Genomic DNA, 25,685 nt, shown 5'->3' with positions numbered 1-25,685 from the left:
AGGCGGCTTTATATTTTGCCAACATGCCAATAAATTTTATTTGCGCCCTGTGCTTGGATATTTTTTTTGAAATGCCGCAGCACAGCCCAATAAACCGGGCTGTGGATGTGAAATAATATCAACCGATATATTTTCCATCAACGCCTTAAACCGTCCCTTGGCATGGAAACGTTCGACAAAACCCGATTGTTTTAATTTATGCGCAATACGGTGGCCCAACCCCCCGGCAATCACAACATTTGACGCGCCATGAACCAGTGCAAAATCGCCCGCCACTGCGCCAAGGCACATGCAAAAACGGTCCAACGCCGCCTCTGCCAATTCATCATTGCCATCCAGTGCCGCGGACCATATTTCCACATCACTTCTTTCGGCCACCGCCCTATTTTCCAATGCTGCCAATGCATTATATATGGTCACAATCGCCGGACCAGAAACCACCCGCTCCACCGACACACGGGTAAAATCTTTACGCAGGCGGGCTAAAATGAAATCCTCAATTGAATCAAGCGGCGCAAAATCAATATGCCCAGCCTCTGTCTCCACCACGCGGTAATCATTATTTTCACCAAGGCGCAGCAACATGGAAACACCCAAACCCGTGCCCGGCCCAACAATGGTAACGATACCATCGCCGGGCATGTTTTTTTGCGGCCCACATAAATGGGTTAAATCATCGGCGCTGACATGTTGCACCGCATGGCCAATGGCGCCAAAATCATTTACCAAAATAAATTGATCAACATCCAATTTCTCTTTGACCAAGGCAGGCCGAATGACCCATGGATTATTGGTCATTTTTAACACATCGCCCTTTATCGGCGTGGCCAATGCAATGGCCGCCGCGCGCGGCAATTCACGGCCAATTTGTTCACCAAAACTATGCCATGCGGTTTGCAAACTGGCAAAATTGGAACATTTTAATGTAACAATCTGGCCCAATTTAATGGGCTCATCGCCGCCAATGGTGGCAATTGCAAAGCGGGCATGCGTCCCGCCAATATCCGCAACGACGATTTCTCTTATATTATCAGACACCTAATCATTCCCCAATTAAAATTATAAACCAGCCACATTCAACATGGCAGACCCGCCTTTTTCTGCTTCATCACTAAACCGGCGCATCATTTCAAATATTTCGCGCCCCGTGCCCATATTGGCTGTATCATGCGGCGCGGGCATTGGCGCATTGTCGCGTGCGTCCCAAATATCATCAGCCACCAACGCTTCTAATATGCCATGCTTGGCGCAAACACGCACCATATCGCCATCGCGCAATTTGGATAATGGCCCGCCCGATGCCGCCTCTGGGCTGACATGAATGGCCGCCGGCACTTTGCCCGATGCGCCGGACATCCGGCCATCAGTTACCAATGCGACCCGAAACCCGCGTTCTTGAAGCACGCCCAATGGCGTGGTTAGCTTATGCAATTCGGGCATGCCATTGGCACATGGTCCTTGAAAACGCACCACAACCACCACGTCACGTTCCAATTGCCCAGCCTTAAACGCATCGACAACATCATGTTGATTGTCAAAAATGGCCGCCGGAGCCTCAATCGTCCATCTATCCTGTGCCACCGCGCTATTTTTAAATGTGGCGCGGCCCAAATTCCCCTTTACCAATCGCATCCCGCCATCCGCGCTAAATGGATTGTCGACGCCACGAAGAATGCTGTCATCGCCGCTATTTTCTGGCGCTTCATCCCAATGAAGGACATCATCACGCATCATGGGTTCTTTCGCCCCTGCCCTTAACCCATCGCCATAAACGGTTAAAATATCATCATGCGCCAATCCCGCATCCACCAATTCACGAATGATAAAGGGCATGCCCCCTGCGGCGGCAAAATAATTCACATCGCCCGCGCCATTGGGGTAAACCCGCGCCAACATGGGCACGGTGGATGACAGCTCATCAATATCATCCCAATTCACATTTATGCCCGCCGCGCGCGCCATGGCGGGAATATGCAGCACATGGTTGGTTGAACCGCCCGTTGCCAATAAACCGACAATGGCGTTTACAATCGCCTTTTCATCAATGCACCGGCCAATGGGGCGATAATCCCCATTTCTCTCGCCATCCTTTTCCCAGCTAATCTCTGTCATCCTATGCACTGCCGAACGGGTTAATTCACTACGCAATTTTGATCCTGGATTGGTGAAACTGGCCCCTGGCATATGCAGGCCCATCATCTCCATCATCATTTGGTTGCTGTTCGCTGTGCCATAAAATGTGCATGTGCCCGCCCCATGATAGGATGCGCTTTCTGCCTCTAACAATTCTTCCCTGCCGACCTTACCCTCGGCATATAATTGGCGGATGCGTTGTTTTTCCCTATTCGCCAAACCCGATGGCATCGGCCCTGCGGGAATGAAAATGGTTGGCAAATGCCCAAATCTTAATGCCCCAATGACAAGGCCGGGGACAATTTTATCGCAAAGGCCAAGCATTAATGCGCCCTCAAACATCCCATGGCTTAACCCCACGGCCGCCGACATGGCAATGACATCGCGGCTGAACAGCGATAATTCCATACTATCCTGCCCCTGCGTCACCCCGTCACACATGGCAGGAACGCCGCCCGCTACCTGTGCGGTTGCGCCCTTTTCACGGGCAAAAATCTTTATCTGTTCGGGATATCGGCCATAGGGTTGGTGCGCCGACAACATATCATTATATGCTGTGATGATACCAATATTTAACGCCTTACCGCCGCGTATCGCGGTTTTATCATCACCGCTGGCGGCAAAACCATGGGCCAAATTACCACATGATAAGGAGGGCCGATTAACCCCCGCTTCACGGGCGCGGTCAATCATGTTAAGATATGCTTGGCGGCTTTCGCTTGACCGTTTAATGATGCGGTCGGTTACCTTGGCGACTATTGGATGCATGGCAGTCATGAATATTCTCAGCTTTCAATATTTGCAATTTGGTTACGTAAAAATTGGGCCGCGCCGATTAAATTAACATTGGGCAAACGGTTTAACCATCTGGGCGTTGCCATTAATTGAGAGCGATAATTCGCTCTATTTTCGACGCGTCTATTAAAAAAATCGGCCTGTTCGGGCATGGTCAATAATTTTACAGCATGTCCATGAAGGAAAATGCCCGACCATGCGCCAAGCGACAAAATTAAATCCCCGACAAAGCTGCCCAATATGCCCGCCTTTATGTTCATTTTGGCGTTTAAGCCGGATATTCCGACAATTTTTTGCCAAATTGGATCATCATAATTTAAAGTAATCGCCTGTTCCCAGCTAACCGGATGGGGGCTATTTTGTAATAAAGTGAGCAATTGTTGCTCTTTTTCACAAAAGGGGGAAAATGCCGCATGGCCAATTTCAGATGATGAATGACGCAGCCTATTCTTGCCATCATTCACCATTATAGCCGCGCCCAATCCATCCACATAATTAACCGCAGCCCAGCTGCCCCTCACATTAAAATTTGGTGCCTTTGCCGAACCCATCGGCCGGTGCGCCTGTATTGGCGCGTCCACATCGGCCCATGCCTTGGCAATGGAATCATTGATAAAAAAACAATCCTTGCCCAATATTTTTTTTATGCTGTTAACCGATAATGCCCATGGGCAGCGCGCAATTTTTATAAAATCGCCGGTCACAGGGCCGCTGACCGATATGGCGGCATGGCGGTTGGAAATATCAATTGCCACTTCTTCGGCATATTTGACCAATGCTTCATTTAAACTTGTAAAATCCAATGCCGAATAGCTTTTAATTTGATGAACCGACGGCGCCCCATCATGTGGGCATAATCCGATTTTAATATGGGGGCCATCAACATCAATAATGGCATAATGCTTATCATAAAAATTTGCTAAATTGGCATCTCTTGTCATCTCATCGCTCTTTCAATGACAGGGATTTTGCAAATGGAGGATGGAGCGAATTTTTAATCATTCCAACTCACGCCATCTCTTTCGGTCAAGGCGATAGCCGCACTTGGCCCCCAACTGCCCGCACCATAATTTTTGGGCATATTTTTATCGCGCTGCCAAATGGCGCGTATCGCATCAATCCAACGCCATTGCCCCTCCACCTCATCACGGCGGACAAATAATGTCTGATCCCCTTCGATTAAATCTAATAGCAAGCGTTCATATGCAATGCGGCGACGCATATGGGAAAATGCCTTGGTTAAGGAAAGGTCCAACGGCACTTCGCGCAGGGTAATCCCCTCACGGTCAAGCCCGGGTTCTTTCGCCATGACCAGCAAACGAACATATTCTTCTGGCTGAAGCCTGATAATCAAGCGGTTGGAGGCAAGGCTGCCTGCCTTATCCTTAAAAATATTATGCGCCACAGGTTTAAATTGGATAACAATCTCGCTGCGCCTTTCGGACAATCTTTTGCCCGTGCGCAGATAAAATGGCACACCTTGCCAGCGCCAATTATCGACAAATGCCTTAATCGCCACAAATGTTTCGGTTCGTGACAAGCCGCCAAAATCGTCAACATAGGATTTTACAGGCTGTCCATCGACCGCGCCATCGCCATATTGCCCAGTTACGACATCGTTATCATTTGGCACACGTAAAGAACGAAGCACCTTTACCTTCTCATCCCTTATGGCGGTGGAATCGAAACTTGCAGGCGGCTCCATCGCGATAAGGGCAAGCAGCTGTAACATATGGTTTTGCACCATATCGCGCAAAGCACCAGTATCATCATAAAATCCCGCACGCCCCTCCAAACCCACGGTTTCACTTACCGTGATTTGAACATGTTCAATGGCATGGCTGTTCCACAATGGTTCAAACATCATATTGGCAAAACGCAGCGCCATTAAATTTTGCACTGTTTCCTTGCCCAAATAATGGTCGATACGGAAAGTGCGACACTCTGGAAATACGGCGGCAACCGCATCATTTATAACCATGCTGGATTCAAAATCTGTGCCCAATGGTTTTTCAAGCCCAATTTTGACATTATCGCCGGCAAGACCCGCCGATTTTAACCCATTTATCGTGGGTTCAAACAAAAATGGCGCGGTTGATAAAAATATCGAAAGCCCGCCAGAAATATCGCCAATTTTCTTCGCCAAATCGTCAAAGCCATCAATGGTTGAGGCATCAAGGGTCTGGTAAAAAATCCGTTCCAGAAAACTGTCAATCAACCCTTCATTTTTGCGGTCTTCGGGTAAAAATTCACAAAGCGCATCCTTGGTAAATTGGCGGAATTCTGTATCATCCATCTCGCTTCGCGCGGTGCCATAAATAACCAAATCATCCCCGACCAAATTATCGGCATGCAAAGCGTAAAGCGACGGCAACAACATCCGGCGGGACAAATCCCCCGTTGCACCAAAAAGTAATAATGTGGAACTGCGCAATGCCGCCATGTTCAGGCTCTTTCATCTTGGCCAATATATTTAATTGACGCTAGGTTTTACAAATTTTCTTCACTCTCCCTATGCCTTTTAACCAAAAATGCCGCTGGATAAAGACAATATATGCATTTTGCGCATCAAATTTATGCATAAATGCATAAAATTGTCATTTTATGTTGAAACAGCGCCAAAAAAAATGACTTAAATGCGTGTAAAATTTTTAATGATAATCTTTTATATTATAAAATATATTGGCGCTGCTCTGCCAATCCCATGGACAGGATAATCGGATCGGCGGCCTGACGCTCCATAAAATCGTCCCTATTTTTTAATCCATATGCCCCCATTTGTATTAAACTTTGCGCCGTCACTGCGCCCAACGCATTGCCCGGACCAGTTAGAATAATTTGGTCTGGCGCAAATTCGCGCACCGCCACGCTGACTGCTTTGCTATAATCATAGGTGCGATTTATCTGCCGCCCCAATGTATAATCAAAAATATCGCCCTGCTCAAATGCATGGGGCGACCATATGCACCCATCGCCATCAATGGCGGGTATTTGCCCCCTGTCTATATGACCTGCTGGATTGGCGGCGCGCGCCAAAGGCAAAATATGATCCAAAATCGGGCTGTGAAAGGCGGCATGCTGTGCCAATTTTAATGGGAAATTTCCCGATTTCGGCAATTTTTCCATTAACCAGCGCAGCCCCGCATCATCGGCAGCAAAAACCGCCATCCCGCCAAGGTTGATGGATAATTCAACCCTGATGCCATCCACCCCCTTTGCCTCCGTCAATAAATGATGGACCAATGCATATTTTTCTTTGTCAATATGCCAATCATCACCCGATATAGGATAGATTATCTGTCCACCCACGCCATGTTCATGCATGATATTGCCCATATTATTGACCAATTTTGCGCCATTTTCCATGGACAAAATCCCGCTGCCCGCCAGCGCCAAATACCACCCCATGCTGTTGCCCGTTACCGCGACAACATCATATTTATCGCGGTTTATCGCCATAAAATCCGCCATTGCGCAGGCGTAAATTAACAAGGAGGCATTATCGCCTGTCAAATGGGTGGAAGGGGTAAATTTTTCGGCTTTATCCATTTGGGTAATGGGAGGTTGTCCGGCATCGCTGCGTACTTTATCCACCATATGTAGCCAATCATTATTTGCTCCGTGATGGGAATGTAAATAACCAAGCTCATTTGCATTATAACTGCCCCGTCCAGGGAAAATGACCAATGCTTTTTTCTTTTCAGCTGCCATGATTATTTTACCATCTTTAATATATTTTCAATTATATCATCGCGGCTGGGTAATAATATTTCCGCCGCAGGGCCAAGCGGAATGAAACAATCCACCGCGCATAGGCGGCGCGATTTATCCGCCAAACCATGTTCGGCAAGCATAGTCATGAATTTTTCGTTCAACCCGCCACTCTGCCGCCCCTCATCCACAATTAAAATATGTTTTGCGTCTTTTACTGCATTGATAATCGCCGCTTCGGGTAAGGGGTGCAGCCAACGAACATCAATTATCTTTACCGAAATATCATGATTTTCGGTCAATATTTTTTGCGCCTGACGCGATAAATAATGCCCATTGCCATAGGTGATAATGGCCGCATCTGCTTTTTTTGATGGCTTATCATTGTTGTTTTCATAAATGGCGATATCACCAAAACTGGCAGCATCCGCATCGCCCGCAAATTGATAATGCTGTGCCCATTTGCCATCGCCCGCTTCGTGCAAATCTTGTTGATGATATAATGCAATGGGTTCAACCATCACCACAACACGTTGTTCTTCCTCCGCCAATCTTATCGCCTCTCGCATCATGGCGGCTGCGTCTTGCGGGGTGGAGGGACAGGCAATAATAATGCCGGGAATATCGGTCAACACGGCAAGGCTATTATCATTATGGAAATGCCCGCCAAACCCCTTTTGATAGGGAAGACCCGCAATCCGCACCACCATGGGATTGGTATATTGCCCATTGGAAAAATAGGAAAGCGTCGCCGCCTCACCCCTTATTTGATCCTCCGCATTATGTAGATATGCCAAAAATTGGATTTCCGGCACAGGAATATATCCATTATGCCCCATTCCAATGGCAAGACCCAATATGGTTTGTTCATCCAGCAATGTATCAAAAACCCGCCTATTACCAAATTTGCCCATTAAGCCTTGGGTCACGCCGTAAACGCCGCCCTTTCGCGCGACATCCTCGCCAAAAATGGCAATATTTTGGTTGCTAGCCATCATCTCGGCCAGTGCCCAGTTAATCGATTTGGCAATTGTTGCTGGCTTGGCCAGATTATTTTGCTCCTTGGCAAAAATTTCATGCGCTCCATTTATTTGTGACGTGGGCTCAGTCCGTGGCTTTTTGGGCGGAATGATGGAGGCTATAATATCCTTTTTGCTGGTTAATCGCGGGGTTGTTAACGCCTGCGCCGCCACACGCTCCACCCGTTCCGCCATCTCATCATATCGGCGCAAAATATCTGCGCTGGTCAAATAGCTATATTTTGCCAGATATGCCGCCGTGGTTAATAAGGGGTCAAGTGCCTCCCGTTCCTCAATAAATTTACTGCTGGCATAACTCGCCTCCACATCCGCCCCTGCATGGCCCATTAAACGAACCGTTTTTATATGCAGGAAAACTGGTTTTTGCTTAACCCGCGCATATTCAATCGCCTGCCGCGATTTTTCCACCGCATCCACAATGTCCAATCCATTGGCAGCAATATATTTTAAACCTGGACGGTTCATATAATTTTGCGCGGTCCATCCATCGGGCGTACGTACCGAAATACCAATGCCATTATCTTCGCAAATAAAAACAATGGGCATCGCCATATGTTGATATGCCGCCCAACATGCCGCATTTATAGCGCCCTGTGCCGTGCTATGATTGGCCGACGCATCACCAAAGCTGCATAATATAACACCATCTTGTTGCAAGATACGGGCATTATTTTCATCAATACCATCCTTTCGCCGCGACATGCCAATGGAATGGGCCGCGCCCACCGCCTTTGGCAAATGGCTGGCAATGGTGCTTGTTTGCGGGGGGACATAGGATGCGGCGCATCCCAAAACCTTGTGCCGGCCGCCGCTTATCGGATCATGGCTGGACGCGGCAAAGGACAATGCCATGTCATAAAGGACATTTTGCCCGCCCACTTTTTTGCGTCTTTGTATTAAAAATGCGGCATCACGATAATGCAGGAACGCCATATCATCGGCGCGGCTGGCGATTCCAATGGCCGCCAATCCTTCATGTCCCGAACTGCCGATTGAATAAAAAGTTTTGCCCTTTGATCGGCGGGACCAAAAATCCAACTGCCGACTCATAATTTGCGTGTCATATATATCAACAAGCTCAGAGACTTTTAATGTCCCAAGCGATGATAATTCCCGAAATAATTCACCCTCTAAAGAGCAGTTATTCGTAACAAAATTGCGGAAATTTTGGTCGATAATTTTAGCACGGTCAAACATAGTGCCTTACATAATATGGTGCGGCAGAAAAGTCACAGTATTTTCTACTATTCAATCAAATGATTAAAAAGCTGGATATTGATAAAATTCGCGATAGGATGGGCATTGAGAGAGAAATTTGATGCACGCTGGGGAGCGGCATCATCTGGGGAAGGGCATATAAAAATATGCCTTTGCAAATAATGGAGGAGAGAAGAATGAAAAATTTACATAAAATCTTATGCGTTGCCATGTGCAGCACGGCCCTTGCGCCGGCGGCATATGCACAAAATGCGCCCACACAAAAAAAGATAGAAAATGAAGCGATCATCGTGACCGCGACATTGCGTGAGGCCAATGTTCAGGATATTCCATTGGCCGTGACCGCCGTTGCGCCAGAGGCGCTGGAAAAACAAGGCGTTCAGGACATTAAAACTTTATCGTCAATCTCACCTAGTTTTAACATTCAATCATCACAAACCGAAACGCAAGGCACATCGATTAAGGTTCGCGGCGTAGGCACAACGGGTAATAATACTGGGCTTGAAAGCTCGGTCGGCGTGTTTATTGACGGCGTTTATCAATCTCGCCCCGGTGTAGCGCTTGGCGATTTGGTCGATTTAGAGCGATTGGAAATTCTTCGCGGACCTCAAGGAACTTTATTTGGACGTAACACATCGGCAGGTGCGTTGAACGTTACCACCAAAAAAGCAAATTTGAGCGAAGTCGAAGGTTTTGTTAACGCATCCTATGGCAATTATAATTTCATGAATGTTCAAGCGGGCGTCAGCGTTCCTGTTGTTCAAGATGTGGCTGGTTTCCGCCTATCGGGCACATATCGTAAACGCGATGGATATTTAGAATCGCCTTCAGGCGTCGAAAGCAATAATCGTGATCGCTATATGCTTCGCGGACAGCTTTATATGGAGCCAAGTTCAGATGTCAGCATTCGTTTATTGGCCGATTATGCCAAATCTGATGAAAATTGCTGTAATGCCGTGATTGTTCGTGAAACCGAACTTGCGCCATTTTCTGCCTTTCACGGTCTTTCCGACGATGGTGTCGCCCAATCGGGTTTAAGCGCATTGGAAAATCTGTCCATCAATGGACCTGAATATTTTAACGGGTCTAAACAATGGGGCGTTTCTGGTGAATTAAAATGGGATTTGGGCGGCGCCAAAATGACCTATATTGGTTCATATCGCGATTTTGATTCCTATACAGCTTATAGCGGCGGCTTCACCTCTCGCAACACATATACAGTGGGTAATTTAACTGGATTACAGGCACCATCGGTTGGTCCATCTGGCGATAGAATTAAAACATTTACACAGGAACTGCGTTTCCAAGGAACAGCATTTAATGACAAATTTGATTGGTTAATCGGCGGATTTTATTCCGATGAAGATATTACCGCCAAACAAACAATGTCATTGGGGCCAGATTATCAAGCAACGGGTAGTGCGTTTAACTTTGCCAATGCGGCGGGCGTAAATCCATTATTTGCCCTTACCGCATTGGGCAGTGGCCCTGGCGCCAGCATTGGCGCACCGGTAAATTCAAATGGTTCATTTGCCAATAATCTATTCCTGCAAGATGCCAAAAGCTGGTCCATCTTTACCCATAATGTGTTATATCTTACCGATAAATTAAGTGTCACATTGGGCGCACGTTATGTGAATGAAAAGAAAGAGGCATCTTTTGATCAAATAAATGGCAGCGGTAATGCCTGTCAGGCCAGCATCAATGGCGTATTATTGGGCCGTGTCCCGGGCGCATTAAGTCCTGGCCTAATTGGTCTTAACTGCTTTGCCTTTGCCACACCTGTTACAGTGACCGCACCTGCGGCCGTGGGCGGCGGACTTGCCAGCCGATTATTGCCATTGCCGCGCGAATGGGCACAAACATTTAAGGATGATGAAATCACCTATACCGCACAGGTCAGTTATAAAGCGACGCCTGATGTGTTAATTTATGGTGGTTACAGCCATGGATTTAAATCTGGCGGATTCAACCTTGACCCGCAATCGGCAACATTGCAAAATTCTGCTGCAATTTTGGCAGGTTTGGCCACCACGCCAACCCCCGTCATTGTTGCACCAATTTATGCCGACCCCAGCTTTAAGTCGGAAAAGGTCGATCAAATTGAAATTGGTGTAAAAACCACAATTTTTGATCGGATAAAGGCGAATATCGCATTATTTGATATGAAGATGAGCGATTTCCAAGTGCTTGAATTTACCGGGGTTCAATTTTTGACCTTTAACGTAAATTCTGCCCGTTCAACGGGTGTTGAATTGGAAATGTTCGGTAATTTAAGCGAAAATATTTCGGCAAATTTCTCCGCAACCTATGCCGATACTCGCTATCCAAGCAATTGTGCCAATGGTGTTGTAGTTGCTGCGGCGGCCTCGGCAGCACGGCTCTGCGGTTCATCGCTGACAAATGCGCCTAAATTCACCATGGTATATGGCATGAGCTATGACGGGGATCTTGGATCTTCGGGCTGGGGATTATCACTAAATGGTAATTTAAGCTATTCCAGCAAACGCCGGACCAGCACCATTCCATTGGATACCAACAACCTGCCAATACCTTTTGATTATCAAGATGCCTATTTCAAGGTGAATACCCGCATTGGGTTAACCACCCCGAATGAACAATTTACCTTTGAATTATGGGGCACGAATATTTTCAATGAAATTACCCGCGGTATTACGACTAATACGCCGCTGCGTGGTGGTGCGGGAACGCGTTCACGCATTGGCTTTGTGGATGAGCCACGCATGTATGGTTTAACCGTACGCGCTAAATTTTAATTTCATCACTTCAAAAATGCGAAAGGCCGTCCTAATTGGGCGGCCTTTTTCTTTACCATATGCGCCATTACCATATGCGCCATTACCATATGCGCCATTACCATATGCGCCATTGCCAGATGCGTCTTCGCCAAACGCCGCATAATTCAAAAAGCTAAGCTAAAATTCCCAAAAGGTGTTAAAATCATATATCATCAGGTCCGCATAAAAGCGGCACTAAAATATATAACGCGCCATAAAAAAGGGCCAGACAATCGCCTAGCCCTTTTTCTTAACTTGATTATATTTATTAAAAATCAACTGCCAATCGGCCATAGACAAATCGGCCGCTAAACCCAAAGGGTGATTGAGAGGAATAAGGAAGAAAGCTGTTATTCAATCCATAATTCACCCCGCCAACTGTGCCAAATGGCAAACGATCGGGATATTCATCAAAAATATTATTCGCGCCAATGGCCAAGCTGATATTTTCATATGGCTTAAACCGCAATTCCATATCGACGACCCATTTCGGGGTTAATGTAACATCGCCCGGTGCGCCGCCCGGCGCGACAGTAATATCATCACGCTGCGCCGATGATACACCAGATGGCAGGAACACTTCACCAAAACGATTGGCATTGGTGGTCAGGCCAAATGGCCCATTATCCCATGTCAAACCAAGGTTAAGTTTATTTTTTGGCTGCCCATCGGTTAAACGATAGGATTCCTGACGCGCGAACAAACGCTGCGCGGTAAAGCCGCTAAATGTCCGCCTATCGGTAATTTTGGTATCGTTCAAATTATACCCCGCGCTAAGCCGGATACGGCCAATTCCAAAATCGGGCATGCGGTAACTTGCCACAATGTCCAGTCCCTGTGTCTTTGTATCAATACCATTGATAAAGAAACGGGCCGATGTGCCAACCACATTTGCCGCGCTTAAAATTGCCACCACATCGGCGCCGGTCAAATTTTCGGTCAATGTAATGCGGTCGCGAATTTTAATATTATAATAATCGACGGTCACATTTAACCCATCAATCATATTAAAGGTAACGCCGCCGCCAAAATTGGTCGATTTTTCTGCCTCCAATGGTTGTGCGCCCAATGCGCGGGCAATGGGTGAGCTGACCGGGAAAGTGCCGATTTCAATCAAAGTTCCGCCAACATTATTGGTAGAAGTGGTGGAAAATGATTGCTGCGCCAATCCTGGCGCCCGGAAACCAGTGGAAATAGAACCGCGAAGCGCAAAACCATCAACTGGTTCTAAACGGGCGGCAATTTTACCATTCACAGTATCGCCAAAATCGGTGAAATGTTCATAACGGCCCGCCAATTGGATATTTAAAATATCGGCAATATCGCTGTCCAATTCAACATATCCGGCCATGCTGCTGCGCGATGTGTCAACGGCGGTAATCGGGCTAAACCCTGGAAAAACCTGTGCGCCGGGGGCTGCCCCATTGGAAAATGTAAATGGTCCGGCCTGATAGCTTTGTAATTCGCCAGGACGGATTTTATAATCCTCGCGCCGATATTCTGCGCCAATGGCAAAGGAAATGGGGCTACCCAACCCCAATTCCAAATCGCGCCGCGCATCGAAATTGGTGGTAAATTGTCCTGCGCGAAGGCCGCCAGAGTCAAATGTCCGGTTGCTGACTAACCCGCCAAGCGATGTATTAAAGCTGTTTGAAATGGTGTAATCAAGGCTGTTAGTGCCATAAACGGCGGACAAATCCACATCCCAACCGGACAGTTCGCCCTTTACGCCCAATGCCGCCGAGACATCGACAATTTCACTGTTGATAAGGGGCAAGAAACCATCTGCATAATATGGCAGACCGCCATTTGCCCAGTCGCGGTTGCGCGCATCCAAGGACCGGCGATAAAAGCCCGCGCCATTACCATCACGAATACCATAGCTGCCAAAAGCATATAGTTCGAACACTTCGCCTAATTGAGCGCCAGCATTGACAAAGAAATTCAAATCTTTTGACACGCCATCACCAAAACGGTGGCTATAACGGTCAAATGTGGTTTCACGAATATCGCCAATACCGCTATATTGCCGGCGAATATCCGGTCCGGAACGGTTGGTCGGGCTGCGGTCTTTATATTCCGCTGTAACATTAAAATAGCCCGTATCACCGACTGGCAATCCAATATTTGTCGCAAAAGTATAGGTGTCGCCATCGCGGCGTTTGCGGTCTTCACCGGTATAGTTGATGACCGGATCACTGGTTGAATTTGTGGTTGGCAAAACTGTAAACACGTCGGCGACACCCTCCATTTGGGTGATATATTTGCCATAGCTAATCTGTGCACGGCCGCCTTCGCGTTTTTTCAATTGAATGTTAATCACGCCCGCAATCGCATCTGAACCATAAAGCGATGATGCACCATCGCGCAGCACCTCTATACGGTCAATCGCAATGGCGGGAATGGTGTTCATATCCACCGCAGCCGAACCACGGCCAATTGACCCGTTAAGGTTCAATAATGAAGATTGGTGGCGGCGTTTCCCGTTAATCAAAACCAATACTTGGTCGGGAGCAAGGCCGCGCAATGTCGCGGGACGTAGTGAATCCGTGCCATCGGTAAGCGATGGTTGCGGAAAGTTAAATGACGGCACAACATTATTTAATAAACGGTTGGTTTCTGTTGCACCGCTATTTTCCAAAGCCTCGCTGCCTATAATATCAATTGGCACGGGGCTGTCCGCCACTGTTCGGTCAGTTCGCCTTGTGCCCGTCACAATAATCGCTGCGCCATCATCCTGCATTTGTGCGCCATCATTATTTTGCGCATATGCCGCAGGTATAATCGACATGGAAAGGGCAGAAACGCCGAATCCCAATGCAATTTTCACCGATGAAATATTTTTTATACTCTCCATAATATTTGCCCCCTTTTTTTGTTATGGTGTGATGATTGCACCAAATTAATAAAGGACAAAGCGGAATAAAAACCGCAATATATGTTTTTTGTCAAATGTGGCAGTTATGACACAATATTATAAGGCCAGAATCGCAGCTATTATTATATAATTATATCAATCGACATCCTCAATATCGGCGACCTCACCGGTAACGCGCTGTGCCAATGCTGCGGCAATATATTGATCAATATCTCCATCCAACACATCGCCTGGCGCAGATGATGTCACGCCAGTGCGCAAATCCTTTACCATTTGATAGGGTTGCAAGACATAGGAACGAATTTGATGTCCCCAGCCAATTTCTGTTTTTGCGGCATATTCGCCCGATGCCTCTGCCTCGCGCCGCTGCATTTCCGCTTCATATAATCTTGCCCGCAACATTCCCATGGCGGTGGCGCGGTTTTTATGTTGCGAACGGTCATTTTGGCTGGCCACCACAATGCCCGTTGGCATGTGGGTAATCCGCACCGCACTGTCCGTGGTGTTAACATGCTGTCCGCCCGCACCCGATGCGCGATAGGTATCAATTTTCAAATCGCCTTCATTTATTTCAATATCGACATTATCGTCAATGACAGGATACACCCAAACGCTGGAAAAACTGGTATGGCGTCTGGCCGAGCTGTCATAGGGTGAAATACGGACCAACCGATGCACCCCGCTTTCGGTTTTGGCATAGCCATAGGCATTTTCACCCTTTACCAATAATGTCGCACCCTTAATCCCGGCCTGATCACCCGCCTGATATTCAACCATTTCGATTTTATATCCGCGTTTTTCGGACCAACGTTGATACATGCGCAGCAACATTTCGGCCCAATCTTGGCTTTCCGTGCCGCCTGCACCAGCGTGAATTTCAATATAGCAATCATTGCCGTCCGCCTCGCCAGATAATAAAGCCTGAACCTTGTCCTTATCCGCCCTTTCGGCCAATTTTTTTAAGGACGCAACTCCCTCATCGGCCAAGGAGGTATCATCTTCCATTTCGGCAAGCTCGATTAACTCCAACGTGCCTTCCTTATCCGCCTTAATTTCTTTGGCCGCACAAATCGCCGCATCCAAATGGCGGCGCTCCTTCATCACGGCTTCGGCCTGTTTTGGGTCATTCCATAAATCGGGGTCTTCCACCCTTGCGTTCAGCTCATCCAAACGGCGCAGCGCCCGATCCCAATCAAGCGATAAGCGCACCAAATCAAGCGCCGCATCAATTCGTTCCGCCAATGCAAGTGCGTCTGCGCGCATGAAATTGCTCCATTAAAAATCGTAAAATTATATTGCCATTATTGGCCATCGCTCTCTTAGCCCAAAATGATGATAAGTAAAGCGTCAGCCATATTTTGCTAATTTGAAAATGGATATTCATCTTCATTATTATATGCCCAGATGTAAAAAAATGGCCCATATAAATATGGGCCAAGGTTGAGTGCTTCATAAATCCAGAACGGAAATTAAGATAAGGGTGAGCGGGAATATACATCCGGGGGAAGGGAAAAGCGTAGTCTTTCCCGCTCAATTTCAACAATAATGGATTTAAATTATTTTAACATACGGCCAATAGGACGTGCTATTCATCTATAATATTGGTTAGAGCCCCGCCTCAACGGCCAATCTAACCGCATCGGCAAGCGATGATGAGCCCAATTTTTTCAGCACTATCGAACGATGCATCTTCACTGTACGTTCGCTTAAATTAAGATGATAGGCGATTTGTTTGCTGCGAAACCCGTTCGCCATTTCTTTTAAAACCTGTAACTGGCGCGGCGATAATTCTTTGACCATACCCACGGCTGCGCGATAACGTGTGGATGACGGCCCTGTTTCTTCATCCGGCAATTCCACCTGCGAACCGATAAAATATTTAATCTCTCCCTCATCATCAAAAACCGGCGCAATCATCACCGCATTGCGAAAGGGATCGCCATTTTTTTTATAATTCAGGATTTCGACCAATGTTGGCCGCTGCTCGCTAACGCCAGATTTTATTTGTTCGGTCACCCATGGTTCGGTCTTTGGTCCGGCAAGAAAGCGGCAATTACGCCCCAATATTTCATCAGGTGTATATCCGGTTAAATCGCAAAATGGCTGATTAACTTCTATAATTGGGTTATCTGGTAATAATGGATCGCTTACCACCGTTGCAATGGGGCTAAAATGGATTGATGCCAAAAATGCATCATCTTTTTTTATATTTGATCTATTTTCCAACTTATCCGCCATGATGATAATTTAAGCATATGTGCATTAAATTACAATGGAGGATAGGTTGGATAGATAAATATTAATAAATGCCGCCTTCTTCTTGAATAAATTGCCGGTCACGCTCGGTCGAGCTTGTGGCTGGTTTTGATGTTTTTGCCGCAGCCTTTGGCGCCGTAACGGCATTTTTCTTAACCTTGCCCGTTCCTTCGCTTCGCGCTTCAATTTCTTCGGTTCTAATCGATCTTTTGGGTTCAGTATCCGGCTTAAACGCCTCCCATATTACCGAACCATCGCCGCCATTATCGGCGGGCCATGCTCCAAATACACGCCGGCCCGTTTGCCGGTCAATCCGTACCAAACGCGTGCCTTCAGGGGCAGTAAATGGAATAACGGGATAATCGGGCAGGATTTCCTTTGCCATTTGTTTGAAAATCGGCGCGGCAAGCGACCCGCCCTGTGCATATCCGCCCATATTGCGCAATTGGTCAAAACCCAAATATACGCCGCTGACCATTTGGGGCGTGCCACCAACAAACCAAACATTGGTGGGGCCAGAAGTCGTACCAGTTTTACCGAAAATTGGGCGGTCCAAATCTTTTAATATGGTTGCCGTGCCGCGTTGCACCACACCTTCCAACATATGAACCACTTGAAACGCGGTAACCGGATCCATGACCTGCTTACCCACAGGTTTAAATCGCGGCATTGGCCCGCCATTCCAATCCTTCATATTGCACCCTTTGCACGGTTTCCATTTTTCGGGCCAAATAACCTTGCCGCGCCTATCCTGAACATAATCAATTAAGGTGGGTTTTAATTGACGGCCATGATTAACCAGCATGGAATATGCATTGGTAATGTTTAAAACCGTCGTGTCCCCTGCCCCCAATGCCATGGAAAGATAGGCAGGATAATCGCCAATGTTCATCTCGCGAAATGTGCGGGTGACATTGTCCATTCCCGCCTCATGCGCGGCGCGCACGGTCATTAAATTTCGTGATTGTTCAAGCCCCCAACGCATGGTGCGCGGCCCTGCGCCCCGTGATCCGCCAAAGTTACGGAAACATTTGCGTCCTAAAGTAGATGATTGCCAAACGCAAAATGTTGCATCCTCAATAATGGTTGCCGGGGTCATTCCCTGGTCAATGGCGGTTGCATATACAAATGGTTTAATGGTCGAACCGGGTTGACGCTTTGCCTGTGTCGCGCGGTTCAGGCTGCTGATGCTGAAATCAAAACCGCCCTGCATCGCCAAAACACGGCCCGAAAGCGGGTTTTGTACCACCATGCCGCCGCCAATTTCCGGTACAATGCGCAGGGCAAAACCATTGCCCCCTGCGGGCGAAACCGCAATAATATCCCCCGCCTTTACCGCCGGAGAAGATGAAATTAATTTTCCCGTTTTGCCAGTTGAAAAACCAACCTCGCCGCCACCCAAATATACCCCAACGCGCCAATCACGATAATCCAAATCCATATTTGCTGCGGCAAGCTGCGATGCCCAACTGCCCTTTGCCATATCAATGGTTTTGCCGCCCAATGGGCCATAATAACCGCGCGACCCATGATAACGCATTAAACCATCACGCAAAGCATTGGTGGTCGATATTTGAATTTTCCTGTCCATTGATGTGCGAACCCACAGGCCGCCAGCATAAACGCTATATGGCCCATCTTCGGCCTTTTCACCAAATTGTTCCATCAATTGACGGCGGACTTCTTCGGAATAATATGCGCCGATATTGTCCAATTTACTGTCAATGCCCGTCCCTAAACCCAATGGGCGGGCGGATGCCTCATCGGCCAATCTTTGTGTGATAAATCCATTTTTTGCCATGGAATTTAACACCCAATTGCGCCGTTCCAATGCGCGTTTTTCATATTTTGCGCGGCCATAAGTTTCCGGCGATTTGGGCAAAATGGCCAAAAACGCCATTTCATGCAATTGCAATTCATCCACGCTTTTTCCAAAATATGCTTGGGCGGCGGCTTCTACCCCGAAACTGCGGCGGCCCAGCGGAATTTCATTTAAATAAAGCGTTAAAATTTCTTCTTTGCTTAACGCTGATTCAATACGCTTTGCCAATATGGCTTCTTTAATTTTGCGGCTATAGCTATATTCATTTGTTAATAATAGGTTTTTTGCCACTTGTTGGGTAATGGTGGACGCACCGACCGAACGACCATCGCGCGATAAATTGCTAATCACTGCTGAAATAATACCAGGATAATCAATCCCGCCATGCGAGAAAAATGTTTTATCCTCTGCGGATAAATATGCATTGACCAGCATTTTAGGGAAATCCCCATATTCCAACTGCACCCGTCGGTCGCGGGCATAACGGTGGAAAATTTCGCCCTGATTATCGCGAACTGTGGTCGGCAGGGCCGGTTCATAATCAACCAATTGATCTGCATCGGGCAAGTTACGGACAAATAATGCCCAAAAAATTATCAAAAACACCAAAAAAGCAGACAGCGCATAAATTGCGCGCCGAAACCACAGGCTCTGCCATTTTTTGGCGAACCAAAATTTAAAATTACCTGCGTCTCTTAACAGGCGATATTTGACATTATCTGGTGCAGTTTCTTCCATAACCGTCATCTCTATCATTTTTGACGGCTAGGTCTAGATATTCACGCATAAATTATGACAAAATATTTATATTTTTGATTATTTCGCTGCTATTCTTCTGGCAAAATGGGCGCGAACCGCATCTGCCATCGATGTTGCAATCGCCTTTTTCCCTGCGGCAGAGGTTAAAAAAGCCACATCCTTATCATTGGTAAGATAGCCCGTTTCCAATAATATGGACGGCACATCGGGAGATTTTAACACTACAAAGGACGCAAAACGGTGCGAATTTGATCGCAAGGGCACATTTGGCCCCGCTTCACGCAGGAAAATTCGCGCAAAATCGGCAGAAACATTCATTGTTTCGCGCTGTGTTAAATCGATTAAAATGGACGAAACGCTGGAATCCGCACCGCCAAGGTTCAGCCCGCTGATAATATCGGATTTATTTTCCCGCGCGGCCAATCTTTGCGCCTCTCGGTCGGATGCAACTTCCGATAAAGTATAGACGGTGGCACCCGATGCGCTTTCATTTCCCGCTGCATCGGCATGAACGGAAATAAACAAATCGGCATCCATTTTACGCGCAATGCCATATCTATCTTGAAGCACAATGAAGCTGTCATCATCACGGGTTAATGCAACACGCACGCGCCCGGTGGAGATAAGCTCATCCCTAATCGCCTTTGCAATGGCCAAGGTAACATTTTTTTCCTTATGCCCGCCGCCAAATTTCGAAATCGCGCCAGGATCATGCCCACCATGCCCCGCATCAATCACCACCAATGGCAGGCTGGTATCATTTGGGCCATAGATTTTTGGCAATTTACCCTTTGAATCCGCAGGCAATATCGGTGCGCTTACTTCATATTTTTTGGGTTTATCCGCGCGAAAATTAAATGGCGGGATGAAATTCATCCGGCTTTGTTTTAAGGCGCCAAAAAATTGATCCGTCGCCGCAGAGCCGAAAAACAGCTGTAATTTCCTGCCATCAGATGAAAATCCACCGCGCGTCAATATGGCAGGATTGGCCAAATCCAAGACGATACGCGCTGTATTGGGATCATATTGCCCCACGCGCAATGCACCCAATGCGCCATCCTTTGACCCAATTTTTCCCATATTCGCGCCGGATACATCGACCACAATACGATTTGGATTGGCCAAATAAAATGAACTGGCCTGATTAACCACGTCGTCAAATTCAATGGTGACCGATTCATTGTCAATTACCACATTGCTTAACTGTGCAGCCCAGCTTTGCGGCGAAAAGAATAAAGACGTAATAATTGACAAAAGCATTGACATTCCATGCTTATGACTGAAATCCCGCCCTTTGGTCCAGCGATTTTTACGCCCTGCGATAATATCTTTTTTAATTTCCTTCATAATGGATGAAATAACCGCAAAACCGTAAAACATGGTTTTGAAGCAGGGTTAACAGGAAATTAGGGATAAATTTATGCGCCACCCCCATTGCACGAGGCAATATCGCAAAAGATGCATCCAAATTGGACCTAAATTTTGAAACGATAAAATAAATTATAATTTCACAAATTTTTCAAAAATGGCTATGGGAAATATTGTTAACCAAAGATACATTGCAGCTTAACTATGTTATATTTTTGCTGATTATATAAGCTGGCATCTATTATTTATGGGTCAGAAATTGGATGAGGATGATTAAAATGACGTTGAAATTAAAAAATCTTTTCAAAATGGGCGCGGCCACTTTGATGATGACATCCATATTCCCGCTTTTGGCAATTTCCCCGCTTTTGGCACAAGATAGCAATGTAGAAGGGCGCGTCACCAAATTGGAAAAAGAAATGGGCGCGGTTCAACGTAAAGTTTTCCCCAATGCCGATAGCCGTTTTTTTGAGGCAGATATTCAACCCGAACAACAACAGGTGAAAAAAGATACGTCAAACAGCGCAGTTGGCGATTTATTGGTTCGTATTGATTCATTGGAAACCCAATTGGCCACTTTAACCGGCCAAATTGAACGCCAGGGCAATGAACAACGCCAATTGGACGCGCGATTGGACGCGGTTGAAAAAATGTTAAAAGACGCAAAGGCCGCCGAAAATACCCTCGCCGCGACGCCAGTTAATAATATTACAGCCGCAGCGCCAAGCAACACAAATAAGACGCCCAGCGCGAACACAAGGGCAAGCGACACCCGCCGCGCCGCCGTTTCCGCCATTATAAAACCCGATACTGGTGATAAATTTGACGATGATTATAGCTATGGTTTCCGCCTGTGGGAGGCGAAATTTTACCCCGAAGCACAAAGCCAGTTGGAAACAACGGTTAAAAATCATCCCAAACATCCCCGATTAAGCTATGCCCGTAATTTATTGGGCCGCGCGATGTTGGATGATAATAAACCCAAAACCTCGCTTAAAATATTTTATGATAATTATAAAGAAGACCCACGCGGCGCGCGCGCACCCGACAGTCTGTTATATTTGGGCATCGCATTGACCCAAACCGAACAGGCAAAGGAAGCATGTGAGGCATTTGCTCAGGTTGAAACCGCCTATCCCACCGAGGCGAGTGGCCGTTTGGCGTCTTTATTAAAAAGCTCCAAAACTAAGGCAAAATGTAAATAAGTGGCCAAGCCTCAACATAGGATTATGCCCAAAATTTTGATAAAGCCGGAAATTTCGCAAAAATTTTTGAAAAATATTGTCCAGCTTATCCCAATTTTGGGTCAAGATAATAACAAGTTGCTTATCGCAGTGTCGGGCGGACCGGACAGTTTGGCATTAATGCTACTGGCCCAGCATCATTTTACGGGCAATGTCATGGCGGCAACCATCGACCATCAATTGCGCAGTGAGGCCGCGCAAGAGGCCGATTATGTCGCGCAAATTTGCTCGCAAATTGGCATGCCGCATTTTATCGAAAAAATAACCGTGAGCCGCAATGCCAATATTCAATCATCGGCAAGAGCCGAGCGTTATAAAGCATTGCACCGCATTGCCGATGCGCAAAATGGCCAGTGGATTTTAACCGCGCATCATGCCGATGATCAGTTGGAAACCATGATGATGCGATTGGCCAGGGGCAGCGGCATAGATGGTTTAAGCGGGGTGCGCCCGCAAAATGGCAATATTATCCGCCCCTTGCTTAATTTTACCAAGGATGAATTGCAGCAAATTTGCGATGATGCGGCAATTGCCCCCATTATAGACCCAAGCAACCAAAATGTTGATTTTGATCGGGTGCGATTTCGCAATTGGCTATCGCAGCCGCAAACACCGATAAACGCCATATCGGCTGCGCAGAGCGCCCATGCCCTGCAACAGGCGAATGACGCGATTTCATGGTCCAGCGATATTTTATGGGCGCAGCATCATGCGCAGAGCAATGACATTATAATGTTGAAGAATATGGAGAAATTACCCCATATCTATCAACGCCGCCTTGTCCTTCGGGCCATTTCCTGTATTGAGAATGATGTGAAAATCCGTGGTGAGCAATTGAGCATGATAATCGAAAATCTATTATCCATGAAAAAAGCGACCATCGGTGATATTATTTATTATAATAAACAATCGGTTTGGACATTTGAAACTGCGCCAAAACGTGCGCCTAGACCGCAAAAAAATTGATTAACAAAATCGTCAATAGCGGCCGTTTATATAAATAATAGCCCATATATAGATAAAAAGAGGCAATTTACCGACCAAAATATGGATAGATATATTGCTATTCATAGTTTCTTTCCTACATTAACATCATGGATAAGAATATAAGCCGACATAAGGTATGATGAATGAATAATGATAAAGAGCCGCAAAATAATCCGGTGAACAAAAATTTGATGATTTGGGCCGCTATTTTGGCGGGGTTTTTAATTATCGCATCGATGTTTGGCGGCAGCACCGCGACAAGTAGCCAGGATGGGATTAGCTATTCTGCATTCCGTAATAAGGTGACGGAGGGATCGATTAAGTCGGTCTCCATATCCCCTGATAAAATTGTCGCCACCACAAAAGAAGACAAAAAATTGGTTACTGTGCCCATTGAGGGCGACACCAGCCTTTATCCATTTTTGGAAGAAAATGGCGTCGATGTTCAGGGCAAAGAGGCCGAACAAACCAGCCTTTTAACCTATATTTTGGTGAATTCTTTGCCATTTTTGTTGATTTTGGGCGTGGCATTTTTTGTGCTGCGGCAAATGCAAAAGGGCGGCGGTTCAGGCGCCATGGGCTTTGGCAAATCAAAGGCGAAAATGTTGACCGAAAAACATGGCAAAGTTACCTTTGCCGATGTTGCCGGCATTGATGAGGCGCGCGAAGAATTGGAGGAAATCGTCGAATTTCTTCGTGATCCACAAAAATTCTCCCGTCTTGGCGGTAAAATACCAAAGGGCGCATTGCTTGTCGGTTCGCCCGGCACGGGTAAAACCCTGCTTGCCCGTGCCATTGCGGGTGAAGCTGCGGTGCCATTTTTCACCATTTCAGGTTCAGATTTTGTGGAAATGTTTGTCGGCGTGGGCGCAAGCCGCGTGCGCGATATGTTTGAACAGGCTAAGAAAAATGCGCCATGTATCTTGTTCATCGACGAAATTGACGCCGTGGGCCGCAGCCGTGGCGGCGGTGTTGGCAATCAAAATGATGAACGCGAACAAACATTAAACCAATTATTGGTTGAAATGGATGGATTTGAGGCGAATGAAGGCATTATCATCATTGCTGCGACCAACCGCCCCGATGTGCTTGACCCTGCCCTGCTGCGTCCAGGCCGTTTTGACCGACAGGTTGTTGTGCCGCGCCCCGATATTGAGGGCCGCGTCAAAATCCTTGAAGTGCATATGAAAAAAGTGCCGCTTGCCCCCGATGTTGACCCACGGGTCATTGGCCGTGGGACGCCCGGATTTTCTGGTGCGGACCTTGCCAATTTGGTGAACGAAGCCGCTTTAATGGCTGCGCGGCGTGGCAAGCGCCTTGTCGCGATGCAGGAATTTGAAGATGCCAAGGATAAGGTGATGATGGGCACGGAGCGTCGTTCCATGGTCATGACCGAGGATGAAAAGAAAATGACCGCTTATCATGAGGCAGGACATGCGATTGTATCTGTGCATGAAGATGCCTCTGACCCCATTCACAAGGCCACCATCATACCGCGCGGCCGCGCATTGGGCATGGTGATGCGCCTGCCCGAACGCGATAGTTACAGCTATCATCGTGATAAAATGCACGCCAACATGGCCGTGTCTATGGGCGGACGAGTGGCCGAGGAAATTATTTTTGGATATGATAAAGTATCCTCTGGCGCGTCAGGCGACATTCAATATGCCACCAAATTGGCGCGCGACATGGTAACCCAATGGGGCATGTCAGATGTGATGGGCCCGTTGCAATATGAAGAAGAACAGCAAGGTTATTTGGGCTATGGCGGCACAACACGTTCTGCCATGTCCGATGAAACGGCAAAGCTGATTGATAAGGAAATTCGCGATCTTGTCGAAAAAGGATATAAGAAAGCGCAAAAAATCCTTAAAGAACATGAAGATCAGCTGCATCTTTTGGCCAATGCCCTGTTGGAATATGAAACATTATCCGGCGTGGAAATTGATGAATTATTGGACAAGGGTGAATTTCACCGTGACGATAAAGCAAAAAAGGTAAGCACGATAAAGCCGACCATTGGGTCATTAATCCCCAAAGCCGGCAAAAATAAAGGCAGCAAAATTGGCGGGCCAAGCATAGAGGGCGCATAAATTTATGCCCAATTTATGTAAATAATATATGGGAAGGTACCTAGAAATTTTATGAGATTTCAAACGTCCCTTCCCTTTTTCATGTCCGTGGCACATATATTCATGTCCATGACATCCAGCCGCATAGATAATGATGCATCAATAAAATTTCGCTCCTCAAAATTTGGCTTCTCAAAATTTGGTGAGGCAAAATCATTATTCAAAGCCGGCATGATTGCCGCGGCTTTATCCATTGGGGGCATGGCGGCCAATGCTGGGGCGGTATCGACCATGTCGGCAGAGACATATTTATCCAAAGTCATTAAATTAAATAAATTGGGCGTTCGCGCTTTATATCACCGTGAATATTACAGCCTGAAAAGCATGACCGAAAAGCATATTGCCTTTTTACGCGATGAGGAAAAGCGCAATCGTAAAAATGGCCAGCGTAGCATTTGCGCTCCCGATGAAATTGACATGACGGCAGATGATCTTGTCACCCAATTACAAACAATTCCTGCATCAAACCGCAAAAGGATGAGCGTTCTTGCCGCCCTGCGCATTGTCGCAAAACGGGTATATCCCTGTTAAAATATCCTAAGCT

General features: G+C 46.8%; 17 protein-coding genes. 5 read left to right on the top strand and 12 right to left on the bottom strand.

All coding sequences use genetic code 11. The annotated features are described in order from the left end of the window. Positions 1–36: 36 nt before the first annotated feature. From glk to LPB140_RS05520, 6 genes are all read right to left on the bottom strand, one after another. Positions 37–1,038: a glucokinase gene (gene glk, locus LPB140_RS05545; protein WP_232223465.1), complete on the bottom strand. Its 1,002-nt coding sequence runs from the start codon at positions 1,036–1,038 to the stop codon at positions 37–39. 21 nt (positions 1,039–1,059) lie between these two features. Further along, positions 1,060–2,910, bottom strand: coding sequence for a phosphogluconate dehydratase (edd, locus tag LPB140_RS05540; RefSeq protein ID WP_072558995.1), 1,851 nt, complete (start codon positions 2,908–2,910; stop codon positions 1,060–1,062). Positions 2,911–2,918: 8 nt separating this feature from the next. Then, positions 2,919–3,869: a glucokinase gene (locus LPB140_RS05535; RefSeq protein WP_072558994.1), complete on the bottom strand. Its 951-nt coding sequence runs from the start codon at positions 3,867–3,869 to the stop codon at positions 2,919–2,921. Between the two features lie 53 nt (positions 3,870–3,922). Then, on the bottom strand, positions 3,923–5,371 hold the full coding sequence (zwf, locus tag LPB140_RS05530; RefSeq protein WP_072558993.1) for a glucose-6-phosphate dehydrogenase: 1,449 nt from the start codon (positions 5,369–5,371) through the stop codon (positions 3,923–3,925). A gap of 227 nt (positions 5,372–5,598) precedes the next feature. Further along, on the bottom strand, positions 5,599–6,639 hold the full coding sequence (locus LPB140_RS05525) for a hypothetical protein (RefSeq protein WP_072558992.1): 1,041 nt from the start codon (positions 6,637–6,639) through the stop codon (positions 5,599–5,601). 2 nt (positions 6,640–6,641) lie between these two features. Next, a complete protein-coding gene (locus LPB140_RS05520; RefSeq protein ID WP_072558991.1) occupies positions 6,642–8,876 on the bottom strand; it encodes a thiamine pyrophosphate-dependent enzyme in 2,235 nt (744 codons plus the stop codon). 197 nt (positions 8,877–9,073) lie between these two features. On the opposite strand from LPB140_RS05520, the gene LPB140_RS05515 reads away from it, so the two are divergent. Then, positions 9,074–11,674, top strand: coding sequence for a TonB-dependent receptor (locus LPB140_RS05515; RefSeq protein ID WP_072558990.1), 2,601 nt, complete (start codon positions 9,074–9,076; stop codon positions 11,672–11,674). On the opposite strand, the gene LPB140_RS12325 is transcribed toward LPB140_RS05515, so the two are convergent. The 6 genes from LPB140_RS12325 to LPB140_RS05490 form a co-directional block, all read right to left on the bottom strand. Further along, entirely contained in the window at positions 11,651–11,824 is a 174-nt protein-coding gene (locus LPB140_RS12325) for a hypothetical protein (RefSeq protein WP_156874148.1), read from the bottom strand. The two genes, LPB140_RS05515 and LPB140_RS12325, sit on opposite strands and share 24 nt — an antisense overlap. A gap of 139 nt (positions 11,825–11,963) precedes the next feature. After that, a complete protein-coding gene (locus LPB140_RS05510; RefSeq protein WP_072558989.1) occupies positions 11,964–14,552 on the bottom strand; it encodes a TonB-dependent receptor plug domain-containing protein in 2,589 nt (862 codons plus the stop codon). A 156-nt stretch (positions 14,553–14,708) separates the two neighbouring features. Continuing rightward, the gene (gene prfB, locus LPB140_RS05505; RefSeq protein ID WP_072558988.1) at positions 14,709–15,836 is read right to left on the bottom strand and encodes a peptide chain release factor 2; all 1,128 of its coding nucleotides are present in this window, start codon (positions 15,834–15,836) and stop codon (positions 14,709–14,711) included. A gap of 342 nt (positions 15,837–16,178) precedes the next feature. Continuing rightward, complete coding sequence (locus tag LPB140_RS05500; protein ID WP_083550058.1) at positions 16,179–16,811, bottom strand: LuxR C-terminal-related transcriptional regulator; 633 nt, start codon at positions 16,809–16,811, stop codon at positions 16,179–16,181. A 61-nt stretch (positions 16,812–16,872) separates the two neighbouring features. Beyond that, on the bottom strand, positions 16,873–19,389 hold the full coding sequence (locus LPB140_RS05495; RefSeq protein WP_072560481.1) for a penicillin-binding protein 1A: 2,517 nt from the start codon (positions 19,387–19,389) through the stop codon (positions 16,873–16,875). Positions 19,390–19,467: 78 nt separating this feature from the next. Next, entirely contained in the window at positions 19,468–20,676 is a 1,209-nt protein-coding gene (locus LPB140_RS05490) for an N-acetylmuramoyl-L-alanine amidase (protein WP_072560479.1), read from the bottom strand. Between the two features lie 380 nt (positions 20,677–21,056). Between LPB140_RS05490 and LPB140_RS05485 the strand changes: the two genes are divergently transcribed. The 4 genes from LPB140_RS05485 (at position 21,057) to LPB140_RS05470 (ending at position 25,672) form a co-directional block, all read left to right on the top strand. Then, positions 21,057–21,983 (top strand): tetratricopeptide repeat protein, encoded by a 927-nt coding sequence (locus tag LPB140_RS05485; protein ID WP_198024179.1) that lies wholly within the window; start codon positions 21,057–21,059, stop codon positions 21,981–21,983. Between the two features lie 24 nt (positions 21,984–22,007). Continuing rightward, complete coding sequence (gene tilS / locus LPB140_RS05480) at positions 22,008–22,988, top strand: tRNA lysidine(34) synthetase TilS (protein ID WP_072558987.1); 981 nt, start codon at positions 22,008–22,010, stop codon at positions 22,986–22,988. 164 nt (positions 22,989–23,152) lie between these two features. Continuing rightward, the gene (ftsH, locus tag LPB140_RS05475) at positions 23,153–25,102 is read left to right on the top strand and encodes an ATP-dependent zinc metalloprotease FtsH (RefSeq protein ID WP_072558986.1); all 1,950 of its coding nucleotides are present in this window, start codon (positions 23,153–23,155) and stop codon (positions 25,100–25,102) included. A 102-nt stretch (positions 25,103–25,204) separates the two neighbouring features. Further along, positions 25,205–25,672: a hypothetical protein gene (locus LPB140_RS05470; protein WP_072558985.1), complete on the top strand. Its 468-nt coding sequence runs from the start codon at positions 25,205–25,207 to the stop codon at positions 25,670–25,672. The last annotated feature ends 13 nt before the right edge of the window (positions 25,673–25,685 follow it).

Source organism: Sphingorhabdus lutea (assembly GCF_001889025.1).
Classification (GTDB): domain Bacteria; phylum Pseudomonadota; class Alphaproteobacteria; order Sphingomonadales; family Sphingomonadaceae; genus Sphingorhabdus_B; species Sphingorhabdus_B lutea.
Note: the sequence above shows the minus strand (reverse complement) of the source record. Positions and strands in the feature narration are given on the sequence as shown.